We start from the raw sequence: 17954 nt of genomic DNA, 5'->3' as shown, positions 1-17954 counted from the left end.
CAGGCCCACCGCCACGGCCGAAGCACTGGCGGTGGCCCTGCCGGGCCGGGGAACGTGGGGCGGCCGGGACTAGTCCAGGTTGACCGCGTCGCAGTCGGCCCTGAAGGCGGACGTGCAGATCTGCTTGACGGTGTAGATGCCGTCGGCGATGACCGTGTCCTTGATGTTGTTCTTGGTCAGCGCGACCGGGGGCACCAGCTGGGCGGGGATCTTCTTGGTGGTCGGGGAGTCGACGCTGTCCTTGGCGAGGGCGTCGAACTCGATGCCGCGGCCCTGGACCTTGGCGACGGCCATCTCGGCGGCGGCGCTCGCCTGCAGCGGGAACGACTTGTACACGGTCATGTACTGGTCGCCCGCGAGGATCCGCTGCACGGCGTCGAGGTCGGCGTCCTGCCCGGTGACCGGCGGCACCTTGGAGACACCGGCGGTCTTCAGCACGTCGATGACGGCACCGGCGATACCGTCGTTCGCGGCGTACACGGCGTCGATGTTGTCGGCCCCGAGCTTGGCGACGGCCTTCTCCATGTTCGCCTTGGCGACGACCGGGTCCCAGTCCTTGGTGTCGAACGACTCGGAGATCGTCACCTTGTCCTGGAGCTCGGAGAGCGCGCCGTCCTTGAACATGGCGGCGTTCGGGTCGGTGGGAGACCCGTTCATCATGACGATCTTGTTGGCGGCACTGTCACCCAGATCCTCCACCAGCGAGCGGCCCTGCACCTGCCCGACGAGCTCGTTGTCGAAGGAGACGTAGCCGTCGATCGGGCCCTCGGCCAGGCGGTCGTAGGCGATGACGGGGATGCCCGCGTCGTCCGCCGTCTGCACGGCGGGCGCGATGGTCTTGGAGTCCACGGCGTCGACGATGATGATGTCGACCTTGTCCTCCACCATCTGCTCGAGCTGGCTGTTCTGGGTCTCCGGGTCCTTCTCCGCGTTGGCGTACTTGGTGACGCCCTTGTTGTCGGTCAGCTCGGCGATCTTCTTCTTGATGTTCGGGTAGTCGAACTGCTCGTAACGCTTCGTGTCCTTGTCGGGGAACAGCACGCCCACCGTGATGTCGTCGCCCTTCGTGGGGCTCGCCTCCACGCTGCCGCCGGCGTCCATGACCCCGCAGGAGGCGAGGGAGAGGGCCGCGGCCGAGGCGGCGAGGGCGGTGGCGGTACGGCGCAGAGCGGTGGTGCGACGACGTATACGAGTGCTGGGGGTATTGCTGGTGGTACGGGCGTTCACATCAAGGGCCTTCCGGGCGTGGACGCAGCAATGCGTCCCATATGGCTGAAAGCCAACGCGGTGATCACCTCAGCGTCAAGGACTAATCACTTAACGAGATGACAACAGCCTTGTGTGGTCTCGGTGTGAAGAGGGTAAAGCAAGGGACCATGGGTGTCGCCGCTCGACCTTCACCTGACACGAGCCAACGGCCGCCGCCCCGGCCCTCATCGCCCCCATGACCGTCGTACGGCCGGACGTTGGGGGCGATGAGGGCCGGGGGCGTCGGTGGTCGAGGTCAATGGGTACGGGGTGCCAGGTCAGCGCCATGACCTGGCACCGCCGGAGCGGACGCGATCATGCCGACGGAGACCGGGATCACTTCCGATCCCGGCGTCCCGATGTCGTCCCTCCGGTCCATGACCCGGGGACCGGCGGGTGGCGGACCTCACGCGGGCGGCCGGCCCACTGTCCTCGGCCCGCTCTCCTCGGCCCACTCTCCTCGGCCCCGCCTCGGCCCACCGTCTGCCTCTGCCGTCTGCCGTCTGGCGTCTGGCGCCTGCCGTCTGGCGTCTGGCGTCCGCCGTCTGGCGTCTGGCGTCTGCCGTCTGGCGTCTGCCGTCCGCTATCTGCCGCGCCGGTTGGGTTCGGGGCCGCTCGGTCCCTGCGGAGGCGTCGCCCGGCCGGGACCGGGGCGCGGTCCCTCGGCCCCCGGCGTCTGCGGGGTGGTGGGCCTGCCGGTGTGGGGGGTGCTGCGGGAGCGCGCGGCTGCGGCCGAGGGGGACGGCGAGGCCGACGGAGAGGGGGGCTGCGTTGCCGACGGGTTCGTGGGAGCCGACGGGTTCGTGGGAGCCGACGGGGTCGTCGGGGGCGCCTGGGGCGACGTCGAGGGAGTCGTCGGCGGAGTGGCCGATGGTGCCGTGGGGCCCAGCTGGACGGCGGCGGCCGGCGTCAGCAGGGGGCGGGCCTGGTCCTCGATGCGGGTGAGTCTGTCCGGCCACTCGGGGCCCAGTGTCCGGGCGGTCTCGCGCAGGCGCAGTTGGGTGGTGACGAAGGAGTCGCTCTCGGCGGTCGTCCACGGCCGGCCGCGTTCCGTGGCGAGGGCCTGGCGCAGATCCGGCGGGCCGGTCCAGTTGCCCGTGTCGTCGAGGGAGTTGCTGTAGCGGGGCTTGCTCTCGCCCCGGCGGTAGACGCTCGCGAGGTCGGCGAGGGCTCCCCGGTCGACGCGGTCGGCGAGTTCGAGGATGCCGGCGTAGGACTCGTCGGCGTTGGACTGCACGGTCAGCCGCCCCTGGCCCCGGTCGGCGAGCTGCTCGAAGTACCGGTTGACGATGCCCTGGTTGCTCATCGCCTGCGGCACCCCCATGAACAGGGCCTCGACCCGCGCGCCGGAGTCCCGGTAGGCCCGCATCTTCTCCTCCACGGCCCGCGCGTTCTGCGAGGTCTCCTGGATGATCGCGTGCAGCCCGTGCTCGCGGACGTACGCCTCGGCCTGGGCCATCCAGGCCCGCCCGTCGGCGCGGGTGTAGGCGGCCATCAGGGTGTCGTCCTGGGCCATCAGCCGGGCGTACTCGGGGTGGTAGGGCTTGTAGAGGTCGCTGTCGACGTCCGCGAAGCCGCCGTGCCGGTCGAGTACACCGGCCACCATCTCGGTGACCCTGCTCTTGCCCGCGCCGGGCTGGCCGACCAGGAACACCACGGTGGGCGTCTCCTGCCCGACGCGGCCCGCCAGGAGGTCGGGGACGATCCGCTCGCGGAAGATCCGCTGGTTCTCGGCGTCGGACAGCCGGTGCCGCTCCACCTCGGCGGGGTCGATCGCACCCCCGGACGGGTTGGGCGCGCGCCCGGAGGGGCCGGGCACGCGCTCGGACGGGTCGGGCAGGCGCTCGGACGGGTCGGTCATGTGAGGCTCGCCAGGATCTCGCGGGCGAGCTGTGCGTAGCGTGAGCGGGCCTCGGCGATCTGCTCCCGGTCGGCCGAACGCAGCCGCTCACGCTCCTTCGCCAGCCGTCCCTGCTCGGTGCGCGCGGCCTCGATGACGGCGGGGTCGGGTGCGTCCTTCGCCTCCTCCGCCGCGATCCGCGCGCTGTAGGCGCCGACCGCCCCGTTGACGGCCTCGATCGCCGCCTCGTACGCCGCGGTCTCCTCGTTCGACCAGTCGTGCGGCTCCAGGTCGTGGGTCACCGAGATGCCGTTGTTCGGGGTGGTGTCACGTGCGGTGTTCCGTGGAGCGCCCTGTGGAGTGTCCCGTGCGGTCATGTGTCCCTCCGGTGTCCCGGTGTCCAGTGGTCATTGTGGGGGACGGTGGACGAGGGGAGTCGGGTTCCCGGGAACTCGGAGGGCGACGCGCGGGGTTGAGGGGGTCCCCGGCGGCTCAGCCCTCGGTCGCCCACGCCCGCAGCAGGGCCTCCCGCTCCTCGCGACGTGGGGTGCCCTCGGCGGCGTGGGCGCGGCCCCACTCCGCGAGGGTGTCGACCTGCGCCGTACCCGCCACCAGGCGCTCCAGCAGGGCGACGGAGAGGTCGTACTCGGACTCGACATAGCCGCCGAGGGAAGCGGCCGACTGTGCGTTCAGTTCGACGGTCCTGTCGGCGGTCTCCAGGTGCACCTCGAACGCGGCCGCGGCGTCACCGCCGCCCGCGACGGCGTTGAGGACGAGGTCGACGGCCGTGGTGGCGAGCAGTCGGGCGCCGGACCGGATCCGTACGTACCGCACGGCGACCGACCGGATCTCCGACCAGCCCCACACGGCGCTCTGGCCGGTCCCGAGCCCCTCCACCCAGTCCCGCGTCAGCCGCACCCCATCCCCGTACCCCTCCGGCTGCGCCCCGACGTACACCCCACCGTCCTCGGCGATCCAGAACAGTCCGACCATGGCCATGAGTGCCTCCCCGACAGCTGCGTACGTGTTTCTCCTGATGAGACGTCATCCCGCACCGGACGGTTCAGCGCCCCAACGCCGTCCGCAGGGTCACCCCGTGCCGGACCCGCAGACGCCGTACCTCCCACACGGACAGGGCCGTCACCGTCAGCGGGCCGCCGAGGATAAAGGAATACGGAACGGCCGGTGTGTGGGTGGGTTAGTACGCCGAGCCGCCTTCGGCTTTCGCTCCATGCTCACCGAAGGACCTGCTCGCACCGATTCCGCCTTGTCCGGTTCCCTAAAGCGCGGTGTGAGAATGTGAGTTACTTGATCAGTCGTGAAGGAGAGCCGGGATGAGCGGCCAGATGCAGCTTGCCGACGCTTACGACATCGTGTATTCGGCGGCGGCGCGGATGATGTGGATGCAGAAAAGCCGTGTGTGGCGCCTGGACAGCCCCGGGGGCGGGTGGCCGGAGGAGCGCCGGGAGGCGTGGCGGGAGCTGGAGGCGGCGCTGACCGTCTCCGAGGGACCCGAGCCGCAGGCCGGCGAACCGTCCGATCCCGTACGTCATTTGATCTCCCGTCGGGCCGCGGGCCCTGTCGACCGGCCGATCACTTTCGCGGAGGCGGTCGCGGAGTGGACGACCCGGATGGTCGAGGATCCGGGTCCCTACGAGCCCCGGATGGAGCCCTATCCGGACGACTACCTGGTGCCGGGGCGGGCGGTGGTCGTTCAGGAGGGGCACATGCTGGTGCTGACCGGCCCGCTGAGGGACCTTGTCCACCGGATGGCGCCGGGCCGGCCTGCGGTGACGATCGCCGGAGAGACTGCGGAGCTGAGCCGGCTGGTGCACCTCGCGGCCGACGAACTGCGCGCGGCGGTCGGCGAACGGGTGCCGACTCCGCACCCTGTCGGTGCGGTTGGCGTGGCACGGGTGTCCCGTCGGCCGTCCGACGTGAACGACTTGCAGGCTCGGTACGAGGTACTGGCCCGGGCGGCCTGGCGTGCGTCGGAGAGCCTGCCCAGCCTGAAGTACATGCGGGAATCCATGGATTTCTCGGTGAGTCCCGATACGTCGATCGCCGCTGAGGACCTCCAGAACCTGCTGGCGGGGAGGTCGGGCCTGTTCTGGCGGGAGGAGCACGAGTCGATCGATCCGAACGTGCATGTGACTTCCGGAGTGGACTGGCCCGACGACCGGCCGGTCGCCCGGCTGATCGCGGAAGAGGCCAAGGACTTCGAGCGCAGCGCGTCGGCGGGACAGCGGCTGCGGCCGAGGGCTCCGCACGCCGGCGAGCGCCGTTTCTACCGCGAGAAGGGAGAGTTGGAGTACGTCGCGATCTCCGCTGTCCGCGCGCAGATCCTCGCGGAGATTCTGGACGAGTACGCGGCGAGGATTCACCCGGGCGCGCACTCCGGCATCATGCACTTCTCCGCCTACGACTTGACGGATTTCATCACCTCGGAAATCGGCCGCGAACTGCGCGAAACCGTCGGCTTCTGACACGAGATCATTGATGGCTGGAGATTACGGGGGATCGGTGGCTGAAGCGCGTTACAACATTCTCGTTGTGTCGGACAACAGCGGCAGAGGCGAGGGAGGTGTGGAGGTATTCAACCAGGAGTTGTCCGAGGCTCTCGCTCGTCGGCACAACGTCACTCTGTTCACGGCCAACCCCGACATGCCCCGGCATGACGGCATACAGCAGGTGGTGACGACGCGCCCGCCCGTTCTCGACTTCGGGTCCGGGGCGGAAGGTACAGCGACCGAAATGGAGCGGCGGGACTGGATCAAGTATCTCGCCGGTCAGGAGCCAAGGCAGTACGGGTTGCAGGATCCGGCGAGCCGACCGTACGACATCATCATCGCGCACTCGCGCTTCTCCGGGCCGGCCGCTGCCGAACTGCGTGAGAACTGGTACCAGGACGCGCGTCTGGTGCACTTCCTGCACACAAGCCCCGAGCGGCTTCCCTTCGTCAAGGGTTTCGCGCCCGAGAAGGCTGAATACAAGGCTGCCAGGGACTCCGCGATCGAACGTGCCGCCATGGGGCGTGCGGACGTCGTGGCCGGAGTCGGTCCGCTCCTGTCGGAAGTGAGCAGGGGGCTTTCCGCACAGGGCGTGAACGTTCCGCATTCCCACGAAGTCATCCCGGGAACCCGGGTTCACGATCCGGTCCAGCACGACCCCGCGCCGGAGACACTGAACCTCTTGGTCATGGGGCGGGTGGATGACCCCCTCAAGGGTGTGGACGACGCCGCAGAGGCAGTGAAGCTGCTGAACAGGGCCGGCACCTCCGTCCATCTCACCGTCCGCGGTATCCCCGACGAGCAGGTGCAGAAGGCGTGGGACGAGCTACGGAGACTCACCGGTGGCAACGTCACGGTCAAGCCCCGCACGAGCAGCGCGACCGAGCTCGACGAGGACATCAGAGGCTCGCATGCGGTGATCATGCCCTCGAAGCACGAGGGGTTCGGCATGGTGGCGCCCGAGGGGCTGGCTCATGGTGTTCCCGTCCTGGTGAACGAGGAGAGCGGCGCCGCGCAATTCCTTCAGGATCCCGATCGGGTCCCGCCGCGGATCGGCGGGCCGTGCGTGGTGGCCGAGCCGACCGACGGCAGTAGCCGCGTCCAGGCATGGATGACGGCGATCGCTCAGCTCAAACAGGACCTCCCGCAGCGCCAGGCCGGTGCGCTGCACCTACGGGAGACTCTCCAGCAATACACCTGGGAGCACGCCGCCGAGGCCACGGTCCAGGTGGCAATGGGTCAGACGCCGCTGCCGCGCCGGGACCCCAGGGCCCTGCTCACGGCGCAGGAGCGGGATCTGGTCCGCACGGTGCAGGGGCCGAACGGGCAGTTGCTCAGGCCCGATGCTCCGGAACAGTCACCGCGGGCGCCGGGGCCGGCGCAGACCGAGGTCGGTGTGCGGCGCGACGGGCCCCAGCATGAGCATCGGACGACCGGGACTCCGGTCCCTGTGTGGCAAGCGGGTTTGGCGCAGAACCAGGCCGGGGCCGAGAGTGCCCGCGCTACCGCCCCGCCCGGGAGCCAGACACCCCTGTGGCAGGTCGGCCTTCCCCAGAATCAGCCCGGCACCGGGGGCCCTCGTACAGCCGCCCCGGCCGAGAACGCGACGCCCTTGTGGCAGGTGGGCGTCTCCCAGGATCCGCCCGCCGCCGGGAGTCGACACGATGCGGCTTCCCCGGGGCGCGGTGCCGGGGAGGGTGATCCGGGACGGCCCGGGGGCGTGCGGCAGCCGCCACCGGATCTGTCGGGTCCCCGTGACGGCGGAATCGAAGTGTGAGGTGCGGGCCGGGGCGGAGGTGCTGCCCCGGCCCAGCGTGTAGGTGAACGTATGGGCCCGGGAGAGGCGTTGTCGCCGAGGTACTCCTCGGGGGCGGAAACACTCCCGGGCCCGGACCACCGCCAGGGTGCTCCGGGCCCGGTCGCTCAGCGCGCCAGGGCCGTACTCACCGCGCCCCGGGGTCGTACTTCCGCAGCGACTCCTGGACCTCGCGGGCGTACGGGCCCTCCCACCACGGGACGGTCTCGACGAGGACCGGCTTGGTGCCGGAGGCGAGGACGAGGGCGCGGCCCGGGGGCATGGCGCCGAGGTCGGAGACGCCGAGGACGCGTTGGCGGCTGACGGACTCACTGACCGTGCGGTTGCCGCTCCAGCCGCCGAACTCCGACTCGCGGCTCGCCTGGTACTCGCGCTGGTCGTACTCGCCGGCCAGCTCGCTGAGGTCGCCCAGGAAGCGGGTGTCGGAGACACCGCCGCCGTAGACGCGGATGTTCGCGGCGGACCACAGCTTCTCCATGCCGCGCTCGCCCCACACCTCGATGCCCTGCGCCCAGGACTGGAGGATGGTCATGAGGATGATGCCGCGCGAGCCGTAGTGGGAGTACAGGTCGGGCAGGGTGCGCCAGCGGCAGACGTTGGCGGCCTCGTCGAGGACGCCAACGAGGGGGAGCGCGAGGCGGCCGCCGCGCTGGGTGGTGGCGTACTCCTCGGCCGCCTCGACGACGGCGACGGTGAGCGCGGTGACGAGCGGCCCGGCGGAGTCGCGGCCCTCGCGGGAGAGGGAGTACAGGGTGCCGGCGGTGCGGACGAACGCGTGCGGGTCGAACTCGGGCGCGTTCGGGTCGGCGGGCGGCGTCACCCAGCGGTTGACCTCCGGGTTGACCAGGCAGGACGCCATCTGCTGGGCGACACCGTAGATGCCGCTGCGCTGCTTGTCGGGGGCGGTGAGGACACCGTTCAGGCCGTCGGCGGCCATGACGTGCCCGGCGCCGCGCAGGATCCGCTCGGGGGTGTCGTCCTTGGGGTTGGACAGCCAGGTGTAGAGCTGCGTGATCGGCATCTTGCCGCAGGCGGCGGCGAGCAGCAGGTTGGCGAGCAGGTCCTGGCCGGCCGGATCGAAGAAGGCGTCCGTGGAGGCGTTCGCGTCCCGGGACCCGCTGGCGAAGTGGTCGGCCATCTTCCGGGCCTTGGCCACGTCGGTGACGTACGACAGCGGGTTCCACCACCAGCTCGGTGTCTCGGCGGCGACCTGCTGCGGGTCGAAGACCCAGACGGGTCCGCGCGCGGAGCGGGGGCCGCGGGTGGAGTCCACGATGTCCCGCTTGTTGGAGGTGACGAGGACGGCGCCGGGCCCGTCGAGGATGGCGGGGACCGCCCGCCGGGTCGTCTTACCGGTCCTGGGCCCCCAGATGTCGACGTGCATGTCCTCGTACGAACCGAACAGCGGCTGCCTGCCCTTGACGGACCGTCCGATGAAGACGCCCGGGGTCCGCGCCATCACCCCGAGCCGCTCGGCCGTGGCCGCCGCGCCCTTCATCGTCAGCTTGCCCAGCTCCTCCCCCTTGGCGAGGTGCCGCGCCGCCCCGTCCACCTTCGGCTTCTTCTTGAACCGCTGGACGACCCGGTACGCGGCGGTCCCCAGGATGCCGAGCAGCACGGCCTCGCCCGCGGCGACGGCGCTGGCCGGTGAACCCGGCCAGTTGTAGTCGCCCTTGACCATGGCGACGACGAACGTCAGCGGGTTCGACGCCGGCGCCGGCGCGTCCGCGAACGGCGCGCCGATCCTCGCCGCGAGCCAGGCCCCGACGACCCCCAGGAGCACGATCGCGACCACGATGACGATCTCCATCGTCCAGTCGTCCTCGGCGCGGGGCTTCTTCTGCTGTTCTGCGGTCACCCGCGGGTCCGTCCTTTCTGGGGGTGGGGGTCGGGGCTGCGGTCGCCCCGGCGCCTGCCGCGTCTACGGCTTCTCTTCCGCGGCTACTGCTTGCCTTCCGGGGCGAAGACGAAGAGGTCCGCCTGCGCCAGCACCGCGTAACCGTCCGTCGTGAACTGGAGGGGTTCGGCGTCCGCGGTCAGGTTGGCAACAGGATCCGGGGCGAGGTCGGAGGCCAGGACCTTCTTGGTCTTCAGCTCCAGCGCGGTGATCCCCATGGTGTCGACGGAGCCGTAGAGGACGCCCCCGGCGGTCAGCCCCAGGGGCGTGATGATGTGCTCGTCCTCTTCCTGCCGCCACAGCTCGGCGCCCGTCTCCGTGTTCCAGGCGACCGCACCGCCGCCGAACTGGGTGACCACGGTGCCGCCGTCCGGAGACAGGACGGTGCTGCCCCAGCCACGGGACTTCTGGTCGAGGTCCTGCTCCGGCCCTTCGGCGATCAGCCGGCCGGTCCCGAGATCGACGACGGTCAGGATCTCGTCGTCCGCGTCGTCGCCCGGCTGCTCCCAGGCGAGGATGCCCTTGTCGTCGGTGAGCGGGAGGAGTCGCACCTTCAGATCGTCGGAGTCCTCGACATCGGTGAGGGCGGCCGGGCGGTCGACATCCTCCAGGTTCCACAGTTCCTTGCCGGTGAGGCGGTCGCTGACGGACAGCCGGCTGCCGCTGCCGTCGACCACGGACCAGGTCGAGACGGCACGGTAGCCGAACCCGGCACCCAGCGGCGCCTGATCGATGCCCCGGTCGCGGACCTCGACGGGGGCGCCGCCGCCGATGGGGGTGTATGTGTCGCTCTTGTACGCCTCCTTCGTCAGCAGATGGCCCGCCTCGACGGTCAGACCGGAGCCGTCCTCACCGCTGAGGGTGGAGCTGCCCAGTTCCTTCCCGGACGGCGCGTACATGGTGTACGTCGTGGTGATCGAGGCCTTCTTCAGACCGTCGCCCTCGACCACGTCACCGGAGACGACCAGGAGCGCAGGGGAGCCGTCCTTCCACTCGGAGATCTGCATGAACTGGTCAAGGGCACGGTCGCGATCGCCCTGCCACTCGGCCGGGACCGTGACATCGACGGTCCGGCGGACCTCGCCGGTCGCCGGGTTGTAGAGGCGGGCCCGGAAGCGGCTCTCCGTCGTCTCTGCCGGGGACGACTCCGACAGGTCTTCGGTCAGGACCACGGCGTCCCCGAGCACACAGGTCTGCGCGTCGAAGTTGACGACCTCGGTGGCGGCGGCCTCGGCCGGGTCGTCGGCGCAGCCCTTGAGACCTCGGCCGTTCAGACTCCATGCCGGTTCCGCGGACAGGCCGGGCAGTTCGGCGCCCTCGTAGGCCGGGCCCGTCCCCTTCTTCGCGGAGGAGGACGCCTTGGGCTTCGCCTTGCCGGTGGCGTCCGCGTCCTCGGGCTCGGTGTCTGCGCCGCAGGCGGTGACGAGCCCGAGGGACAGGATCGTCCCGGCGACCAGGAACGTACGGGTCTTCGTCAACTTGCTTGCTCCGTGGGGTCCTTGATGCCTGGGAGAGGATGAGTACGGGGTGTACGGGGTGTACGGGGTGCGTCTCACGCGTCCTCCGTGCCGGTCTTGCCGTCGCCCTCGACCGCGTTCGTGCCGGCCGGGATCGGCACGCGGTAGACGCCGGTGATCTCGTCCTGGACGTCCCAGGTACTGAAGGAGACGGACTTGCCGGGACGCGGGGCGTGGATGATCTTCTTGGTCTTGGGGTCCCAGACGATGCCCACGTGCCCGGAGAAGCCGCCGCCCTCGGGCCGGAAGAAGATCAGGTCACCGGGCTGCGCCTCGGACAGCGACACCTCGTACTTGCGGAGCCGGGGTTCCTGATCACGGGTCGTGGCACCGATGTTGATCTTTCCGTCGCTGGCCATGTAGTACGCCCACTGCGTGAGGCTGGAGCAGTCGAAGCTGGTCGGGTTGCGGCCCTGGAGACGCGGCGCGCCGTACACGTACGGGACGCCGATGCCGCGCTGCGCCCAGCCGAGGACCGCCCGGATGACCGGGTCGTCGGAGTCGGGGAGGACGCCGGAGGCGCCGGCGCCGTCGGGGGCGACGGCGGCGCCGCCGTTGTCCTCGGCGCACTCCTCGTACTGCGCGTTCCGGCCCTCGCTGCCGCTGTCGCCGGGGACGGTGCCGTAGTCGGGGTTGGCGGCGACCCGGCCCGCCATCCACGCCGCGGGGTCAACCATGCCGGGGCCCTGGTCCTGACCCCCGACGAACGGGTTGTCGACACCCGGGACGAGGACCTCCCAGTGCAGGTGGGGGCCGGTGACGTTGCCGGTCGCGCCGATGGTGCCGATCTGGTCACCGCGCTTGACGGACTGACCGACGGACACCTTGATCGAGGTCTGGTGAGCGTAGAGCGTGATGACGCCGCCCGCGTGCTGAAGCTTCGTCATGTTCCCGTACGACCCGCCGGGGCCCGCGGTCACCACCTTGCCGTCGGCCGGGGCGTAGATCGGAGTGCCGGTGGGGGCCGTCAGGTCGAGGCCGGTGTGGTAGCCGAGGCTCCACATATTGCCCTGCTTGTGGTAAGGCGTACCCATTTGGTACGTGCCCTGCTTCATGGGCCACTGCCAGTCCTTGCCACCGGGTATGGGCTTGGCGGCGGGGAGGGCGAGGGTCGTCGTACCGGTGGAGTACGCGGCCAGGGACATCGCGGTGGTGGTGTCGTCGCCGACGTCGTCCAGCGGCGGTGTCGACCACGAGCGGGCCGGGGTCGCGGCGATGCTGAGGGCCCGGCTGGGCTGGGCGCCGTTGCCGACCGGCTCCGGGATGTCCGACTGCTTGCCCAGGGTGGGGAAGCCGGGGTTCTTCTCGATCGTCTCCGCCAGGTGGGCGTACCAGCGCTTGATGAGGTCCTTGTCGCCGGTGAGCACCCCGCGGTAGCGCGCGGACTGGGTGAGGACGACGCGCGGGTAGATGCTGTTGGAGGAGGACGAACCGGAGTAGATCTGCAGGGCCTTGAAGGGCTGGGTCTCCGCCTTCTTGGCGTGCAGGAAGTTGGCCGCGGCGTAGGCCGCGTCGTCGATGTTGTACAGGTCCTTCTTGCCGTCGCCGTTGCCGTCGTCGCCGTAGTCCGTCCAGGCCGGCTTCCCGAACTGCAGGATGCCCATGTAGCCGAGGGAGTTGGCGCCGCCGGGCGCGGCCGACGGGTCCTGGCCGTACTTGGTCTCCTGGTACATCTGCCCGGCGATCATCGTCCAGTCGAGGCCGTCGTAGCGGGCGGCGGCGCGCATCGAGGCGAGGATCATCTTCGGCGGGATCTCGTTGCGCGCGGTCGTGCTCGGCATGTACATCTTGCCCGCCGGCATCACCGGGTTGGTGGCCGCCGCGTCGTCGGTGTTACCGGCCTCGGCGTTGTCGGCGTAGTCGTCGCAGGCCGCCGCCGCGGCTCCCGCGCCCATACCTCCGAGGAGCGACCCGAGAAGGACCAGGACGAGGGTGCCGACCCCGGCCAGGGGCAGAAAACCGACGCCGGCGGCTATCCACAGCCACTTCTTGTTGCCGTTCTTCTTGCCGCCGCCCGAGCCGTTCTTGGCCTGGGCCACCGCCTTGGCCGCCTTGGCGACCTTCGCCGCCTTCGCGGCGGCGGCCAGTACCGCCGGAGCAACCATCGCGCGTCACGCCCCCGAGTCGTCGGAGGCGCCCACGTCACCGAGGCCGAAGATGTCGAATCCCGAGACGACCCACTTGCCGTTGACCTCCTGGACGCTGACCAGCCACTGGTTCGATTCAGTGGTGGTCTCGCCGCCCTCGGTGCGCGTGGCCTTCACCTCGACCAAGCTGGAGATGGAACGGCCGCTGTCGCGCACCAGGTCGTCCGAGATCACCGCGTCCCGCTGCACGACGGCAGTGCCCTTGGACGTGCACTGGCCGGCCTGGCAGGTGGCCCACGCCTTGCCGGTGGGCAGCACCGTCAGCTCCTTCATCCGCGCGTCTTTCACGGTGAGGTCGAGGAGCGGGGCCTGCCAGGCAGCCGACTTGGCGGTGTGGTCGTAGGTGTTGATGCCGGCCATGTACCGCGTCATGACCTCGTGGGCCTCGGCGGCTTCGGCGACCGAGACAATCGGGACGGTCGCCGCGCTTTTGCCCCCGCCCGCCGTGTCCTCGTCGGAGTCGGAGGTGTCCTGTCCACCCGCCCCCGTCCCGCCGCTCTGGCCCGCAGTGGCGGTGGGGGCCGCCGAACCACCGTTCTCGTCGCTTCCGTCGTCTCCGTCGAACACGGTGAACACAGTCAGGACGGCGATCAGGAGAACGCCGAGCACTCCCAGGGCCAAAAGCCCTGTGCGCTTGTTCTCCTCAGGCAACTCCACGCTCCCGCGCCTCCCCTTGTGCTGAGCCGGTACGGCGGTCGACGGATGACCGGGACACGGTAGGGGGAGGTGTGGGGAGGGGTGTCGGGGGAATTCCCGGCGGGGAAACCACGGGGCGGCGTCGGGACAGCGTGGGAATCCGGCCGGTGGACCGGGCGGGTGCGCCCGCCCCGGCCGACGCCCCTGCGTCACTCCTCCTCGACGGGCTGAGCCCACTACACGGCGGTGCCGTACGCGATGTAGCGGGGATCCCCAATGGGCCAGGTCACCGGATGTATCGAGACACCCATCTCTCCGTGGGCGCCGAGGGCACGCGAGTACGTGTGCGGGGCCGTCACTCCGGCCGCGGATCCACCGGCAGCGGATCGAACGGATAAGCCGTGTGCCCGTCCTTGGGTGAACACGCCGCGAACGGGCCCGAGTCGGCGTCCATCAGCACTCGTAGATGCGGGTCGGCGTGGTGCAGCCACCACGTCGACATGCCGAGCGCCGGGTCCTGACGCAGGTGCTCCCAGGCCAGCCACAGGGCAGAGAGTCGGGCGCCGGCCTCGGGGTGCTCCCACCACTTGGGGCACCAGGTCGCCGACGAGCCGTTGACCCGGCGGCGGACCATCTGGGCGAGGTAGTCGGAGACGAAGACGTAGACATCCGCGAAGTAGAACTCCGGCTGCTCGGAAGGTGTTTCGGTACCGCTCATCGCTCCACTCCTGCGGGCTGCTGTGGGGGCCGGGCGACGGACGGTCAGGTCAGGATGATGCCGAGGAACAGCAGCACGACCACCACCGCGCCCATCACGATCCGCGCCGTCGGATCCTCTCGTTCCCACAGGTCGTGGACGAGGGCCCAGCCGGTCAGCCGGGCGGCGCGACCGCCGTGGAGACCGGCGGCCTGCCCGTGCTGCTCCTCGTCGGCGTCCACGCCGTCTTCCGCGGGCGCCCCGGTCTCGGGGTCGGCGTCGAAACCGACCGGCAGCCCCTGCTGCTCCTGGGCCACCAGGACCATCTGCTCAAGGAGTTCGGGGATCGTGTGCGGGGTGAGGGGGTAGGTGAAGGTGCCGTACGGCGTCTCCATGCACAGCCGCGCCTGCCAGGGGTTGCCGGGCTCGTAACCGTCGACCCAGGCCTGGTCGGCCTGGAAGACCTGGGGAGTCTGCGGGGCTTGAGGGGGCTGCGGGACCTGGGGAGCCGGTACCGGGGCTGGAGCCGGAGCGGGCGCCTGCTGGACCGGCGGGTTCTGCTGGGCCGGGGCGCTCTGCTGGGGAACGTCCCACGTGCGCGGGTCGGGCTGCGGCTGCTGCGGGTGCCCGTTGTGGTCGGTCAACTCTCGTCCTTCGCCGGGTCCATCGGATGCAGGGGTTCCGGGCGTCGTGCGTACGGCAGACGTGCCCAGCGCATTGTGGGCCCAAGGCGGGGCAGGACAGCGAGCCCGCTTTCCCGTCATGTCCCTGACGGTTCTCCCGGCCGGTTTCCCGAATTCGGCACCGGCGGGAATTCCTGGTCTCCCGACGAGGAAAGTGGCGGCGGTCCCGTGACAGGTCTTTGTCACACTGCCTGCGCACCTGGCTGGGCCAGGGCCCGTCGTGCGGTGCGGTCGTGACCCGCCCAGGCGGACGGGGAACCGACTCGCTGGAGTAACCGACTCGATGACAGACCACAACAGCCCTGCTGGCGCGGTCGGCGGAGGCCAGCCTTCCGGCCAGCCCGGGTCCTTCGGTCCTCCCCAACAGCCCCAGCAGCAGGCGTGGCAGGCGCAGGGTCAGGGGCAGCACCCCCCTGCCCCGCACCAGGCCCAGCCGGCGACCCCGCAGGCCTCCCACCCCCAGCCGCAGCAGCTTCCCTCCGACGCGGCCCGCGCGCAGGTCGCCGCCGCCTGGGTGCGCAACACGCCCCAGGCCGGGCAGGCCGCCGTACCGGCGCTGCCGCCGCGAGAGACGCGCCCCGCGAGCGAGTCGAAGAAGGAGAAGCGCGAGCGGGAGCGGGCGGCCCGCAAGGCCGCGTACGAGCAGAAGAAGGCGGCGAAGGAGCAGCGCAAGAAGGGCGGCTCGGCATCGGCACCCGCCGCGGTCGCCCCGTCCGCGCCCCACGCCCCCGGCCCTGCGACCGCACCCCAGGCTCCCACTCCCGGCAACTCCACGCTGACGCTCAGGACCGGGGCCGCCGGCGCGGCCGCCGCCCCCGCCTCGGCCCCGGCCACCCTCGCGGCCGGGCCTTCCACTTCCGCCCAGGGCTCCGGCAGGCCCGCACCCGCCCGCGACTTCAACGTCCCCAAGCCCGGCGGCCGGATCCCCGCCGGTGGGCGCAGTACGCATGTCGCGCTCCGCGCCACCCTGCTGATCACCACCTGTGTGTTCGCGCTGGGCTCCTGCGGTGTGATGGGCCTGGTCATCGGCAAGTCCTCGACTCCTGCGACCGCCGGGCTCGACCCCGCCGACGCGGCCAAGTACCGACTCACCGAGTTCCCGACCCGGCAGGCGGCGACGTTCGCGGAGCAGTACGCGATGCTGTGCATGACGTACTCCCCCGAGACCGCGTCCGCGCGCCGCGACGACCTCGCCCGTTACACCTCCGCCGGCGTCGACGGCGAGTGCGGCTGGGACGGCAAGGGAACGAGCAAGGCCGTCTCCGCCACCTGGGACGGAACCGCCGAGACGCTGCCCGAGTACGGCGACAACGGCCGCTACCTGGGGGTCCAGGTCCGCAGCGAGGGCGGCAAGCTCACCACCCTCACCGTGCCCGTCTATGTGAAGGACCTCGCGACCGGCGAGGGCATGCGCGTCGCGGGCGACGTCGGCCAGATGCCGTTGCCGCCCCGCGCGGACGTGCCGCCGGTCGACCAGGACGCCGAGGTCGTCGACGACACCTTGTCCGACCAGCTGCGGGAGCAGGTGCTGCCGGGTTACTTCGAGGCGTGGGGCGCGTCCGACACCACGGCGATGGCCCGTTTCACCACGTCCGACGCCTCGCAGGCCGCGACCACCGGTCTGTCCGGCGAGCTGACCGACCCCACCGTCAGCGAGGTCGACGCACTGGTGCCGTCGAACGTCCAGGGCACCGACCCGTACACCTACGGCAACGGACAGGCCGTACAGCTCCGGGTGGTCGTCGCGTGGACCGGCCCGGCGGGCGGGGCCGTGAACCGCTCGTACCGGATGACCGTGGTGAGCACGGCCCAGGGCTGGTTCATCAAGGACGTCCGCGGCGGTGTGCTGGACGCGGAGGGCGGCCGGGCCGACGTCGACGAGGAGACCGCCGCGCCCGACGAGGACGAGGACGCGGCGTCCGACGACGACACCGCGCCCGACGAGGGCGATGCCGTCTCGCCGTCGGGTTCACCGTCCGCCTCCAAGTCTCCTCAGTCCTCGAAGGACAAGCAGTCCGACAAGTCCTGACCGGCACCACGTCCCTCGCTCCACAACGCTTCGCACTCCCTGATCGAGAGGAACCACCCGTGTACCTGGCAGCCACCCTGGATTCGATGTTCGGAGAGATCCAGGACATCCTCACCAACGTGGGCACGATGGTCGCCGTCATCGCCCTCCTCGTCCTCGGCATCCGCATGCTGCTGTCGATGAAGCGCGGCGACGGTATGCGCGAGGCCTTCCAGGGCTTCGGCATGATCGCGCTCGCCGCCCTGATCATCGGTGGTGCCAGCGGCCTCGCCGGCGTGCTCATCGACCTCGGCAGCCAGATCGGCGGCGGCGAGGGCGGCCAGGGCAACTGACGCCCGACGCACCGTCAGCCGCCTTAGTAACGAGGGGAGTCAGCCGCGATGGCCCAGGATGCACCCGAGCCGCTGGTCGCATACGACCACACCGATCTGGTCAACCGCCCCAAGCGGATCTGGAACTGGGGCAACATCCCGCTGCCCGGCCTGTTGCTGCCCGCGCTGGGGGCGGCCTTCGGCTTCGGCCTGGTCTGGCTCATCGCGCTGTTCACGCTGTCCGCGTTCCTGCCGTTCCTCGGCATGTCGATGTGGACGTCGATCCTCTACTTCGGGCCGCCGTTCGCCGTCTACTTCATCTGGGGCCGGCCACTTCCCTCGGCGCTCACGCTGAGCCAGCAGCTGGTGGTGTGGACCGACTGGTGGTTCCAGCCCAAGCGGTTGCAGGGGCTCTCCGCCGACCAGGAACCGGAGGAACTGCGCTGGCAGGTCATCCTCTGGGCCCCGGGTTCACCACGCTGGCAGGCCCGTTACGACGCCGCACGCCAGGCGGCGGCGGAACGCGGCACTGCGTTCTCCGCGCACCGCTGAGCCCGCACCACCCCACCCGACTCCACCGCCGCCGCATCACCGCTGACCACCCCGGTCAGCCCCTGACTCAC

General features: G+C 70.7%; 15 protein-coding genes. 5 read left to right on the top strand and 10 right to left on the bottom strand.

Annotated features, from left to right (window positions below; genetic code table 11):
• Nucleotides 1–69: 69 nt before the first annotated feature.
• The 4 genes from OG202_RS27040 to OG202_RS27025 all read right to left on the bottom strand — a co-directional run bounded on the left by OG202_RS27040 (nucleotide 70) and on the right by OG202_RS27025 (nucleotide 4087).
• Entirely contained in the window at nucleotides 70–1227 is a 1158-nt protein-coding gene (locus OG202_RS27040; protein WP_326579798.1) for a sugar ABC transporter substrate-binding protein, read from the bottom strand.
• Nucleotides 1228–1831: 604 nt separating this feature from the next.
• Entirely contained in the window at nucleotides 1832–3109 is a 1278-nt protein-coding gene (locus OG202_RS27035; protein ID WP_328223739.1) for a zeta toxin family protein, read from the bottom strand.
• The gene (locus tag OG202_RS27030) at nucleotides 3106–3465 is read right to left on the bottom strand and encodes a hypothetical protein (protein WP_326579802.1); all 360 of its coding nucleotides are present in this window, start codon (nucleotides 3463–3465) and stop codon (nucleotides 3106–3108) included. The genes OG202_RS27035 and OG202_RS27030 overlap by 4 nt, the downstream gene beginning before the upstream one ends.
• A gap of 115 nt (nucleotides 3466–3580) precedes the next feature.
• Nucleotides 3581–4087 carry a hypothetical protein gene (locus OG202_RS27025; RefSeq protein WP_326579803.1) on the bottom strand — a complete coding sequence of 169 codons (507 nt, stop codon included), beginning with the start codon at nucleotides 4085–4087 and terminating at the stop codon, nucleotides 3581–3583.
• Nucleotides 4088–4422: 335 nt separating this feature from the next.
• Here OG202_RS27025 and OG202_RS27020 point away from each other — a divergent pair, with 335 nt between their 5' ends.
• Together OG202_RS27020 and OG202_RS27015 are read left to right on the top strand one after the other, a co-directional pair.
• Complete coding sequence (locus OG202_RS27020) at nucleotides 4423–5574, top strand: hypothetical protein (RefSeq protein ID WP_326579805.1); 1152 nt, start codon at nucleotides 4423–4425, stop codon at nucleotides 5572–5574.
• Nucleotides 5575–5611: 37 nt separating this feature from the next.
• Nucleotides 5612–7375 (top strand): glycosyltransferase family 4 protein, encoded by a 1764-nt coding sequence (locus OG202_RS27015; protein WP_328223738.1) that lies wholly within the window; start codon nucleotides 5612–5614, stop codon nucleotides 7373–7375.
• 166 nt (nucleotides 7376–7541) lie between these two features.
• On the opposite strand, the gene OG202_RS27010 is transcribed toward OG202_RS27015, so the two are convergent.
• From OG202_RS27010 to OG202_RS26985, 6 genes are all read right to left on the bottom strand, one after another.
• Nucleotides 7542–9272 (bottom strand): type IV secretory system conjugative DNA transfer family protein, encoded by a 1731-nt coding sequence (locus tag OG202_RS27010; RefSeq protein ID WP_328223737.1) that lies wholly within the window; start codon nucleotides 9270–9272, stop codon nucleotides 7542–7544.
• Between the two features lie 83 nt (nucleotides 9273–9355).
• Nucleotides 9356–10789, bottom strand: a complete 1434-nt coding sequence (locus tag OG202_RS27005; RefSeq protein ID WP_327728492.1) for an outer membrane protein assembly factor BamB family protein — start codon at nucleotides 10787–10789, stop codon at nucleotides 9356–9358.
• 74 nt (nucleotides 10790–10863) lie between these two features.
• Complete coding sequence (locus tag OG202_RS27000) at nucleotides 10864–12933, bottom strand: peptidoglycan DD-metalloendopeptidase family protein (RefSeq protein ID WP_328223736.1); 2070 nt, start codon at nucleotides 12931–12933, stop codon at nucleotides 10864–10866.
• A 6-nt stretch (nucleotides 12934–12939) separates the two neighbouring features.
• Complete coding sequence (locus tag OG202_RS26995) at nucleotides 12940–13632, bottom strand: hypothetical protein (RefSeq protein ID WP_328223735.1); 693 nt, start codon at nucleotides 13630–13632, stop codon at nucleotides 12940–12942.
• A gap of 334 nt (nucleotides 13633–13966) precedes the next feature.
• The gene (locus OG202_RS26990) at nucleotides 13967–14329 is read right to left on the bottom strand and encodes a DUF4913 domain-containing protein (protein WP_327728495.1); all 363 of its coding nucleotides are present in this window, start codon (nucleotides 14327–14329) and stop codon (nucleotides 13967–13969) included.
• 44 nt (nucleotides 14330–14373) lie between these two features.
• Nucleotides 14374–14952, bottom strand: a complete 579-nt coding sequence (locus OG202_RS26985; protein ID WP_328223734.1) for a hypothetical protein — start codon at nucleotides 14950–14952, stop codon at nucleotides 14374–14376.
• 322 nt (nucleotides 14953–15274) lie between these two features.
• Here OG202_RS26985 and OG202_RS26980 point away from each other — a divergent pair, with 322 nt between their 5' ends.
• The 3 genes from OG202_RS26980 to OG202_RS26970 are packed head-to-tail and all read left to right on the top strand — an operon-like array spanning nucleotide 15275 to nucleotide 17883.
• Complete coding sequence (locus tag OG202_RS26980) at nucleotides 15275–17020, top strand: conjugal transfer protein (protein WP_327728497.1); 1746 nt, start codon at nucleotides 15275–15277, stop codon at nucleotides 17018–17020.
• Between the two features lie 59 nt (nucleotides 17021–17079).
• A complete protein-coding gene (locus tag OG202_RS26975) occupies nucleotides 17080–17352 on the top strand; it encodes a TrbC/VirB2 family protein (RefSeq protein WP_327728498.1) in 273 nt (90 codons plus the stop codon).
• A gap of 48 nt (nucleotides 17353–17400) precedes the next feature.
• Nucleotides 17401–17883 carry a hypothetical protein gene (locus tag OG202_RS26970; RefSeq protein WP_328223733.1) on the top strand — a complete coding sequence of 161 codons (483 nt, stop codon included), beginning with the start codon at nucleotides 17401–17403 and terminating at the stop codon, nucleotides 17881–17883.
• Nucleotides 17884–17954: the final 71 nt, after the last annotated feature.

Source organism: Streptomyces sp. NBC_00310 (genome assembly GCF_036208085.1).
Classification (GTDB): domain Bacteria; phylum Actinomycetota; class Actinomycetes; order Streptomycetales; family Streptomycetaceae; genus Streptomyces.
Note: the sequence above shows the minus strand (reverse complement) of the source record. Positions and strands in the feature narration are given on the sequence as shown.

Coding starts and splice junctions, on each gene's coding strand:
- OG202_RS26970 (WP_328223733.1), top strand. CDS start 17,401: ATGGCCCAGGATGCACCCGAGCCGCTGGTCGCATACGACCACACCGAT.
- OG202_RS26990 (WP_327728495.1), bottom strand. CDS start 14,329: ATGAGCGGTACCGAAACACCTTCCGAGCAGCCGGAGTTCTACTTCGCG.
- OG202_RS26980 (WP_327728497.1), top strand. CDS start 15,275: ATGACAGACCACAACAGCCCTGCTGGCGCGGTCGGCGGAGGCCAGCCT.
- OG202_RS27035 (WP_328223739.1), bottom strand. CDS start 3,109: ATGACCGACCCGTCCGAGCGCCTGCCCGACCCGTCCGAGCGCGTGCCC.
- OG202_RS27020 (WP_326579805.1), top strand. CDS start 4,423: ATGAGCGGCCAGATGCAGCTTGCCGACGCTTACGACATCGTGTATTCG.
- OG202_RS27000 (WP_328223736.1), bottom strand. CDS start 12,933: ATGGTTGCTCCGGCGGTACTGGCCGCCGCCGCGAAGGCGGCGAAGGTC.
- OG202_RS27025 (WP_326579803.1), bottom strand. CDS start 4,087: ATGGCCATGGTCGGACTGTTCTGGATCGCCGAGGACGGTGGGGTGTAC.
- OG202_RS27030 (WP_326579802.1), bottom strand. CDS start 3,465: ATGACCGCACGGGACACTCCACAGGGCGCTCCACGGAACACCGCACGT.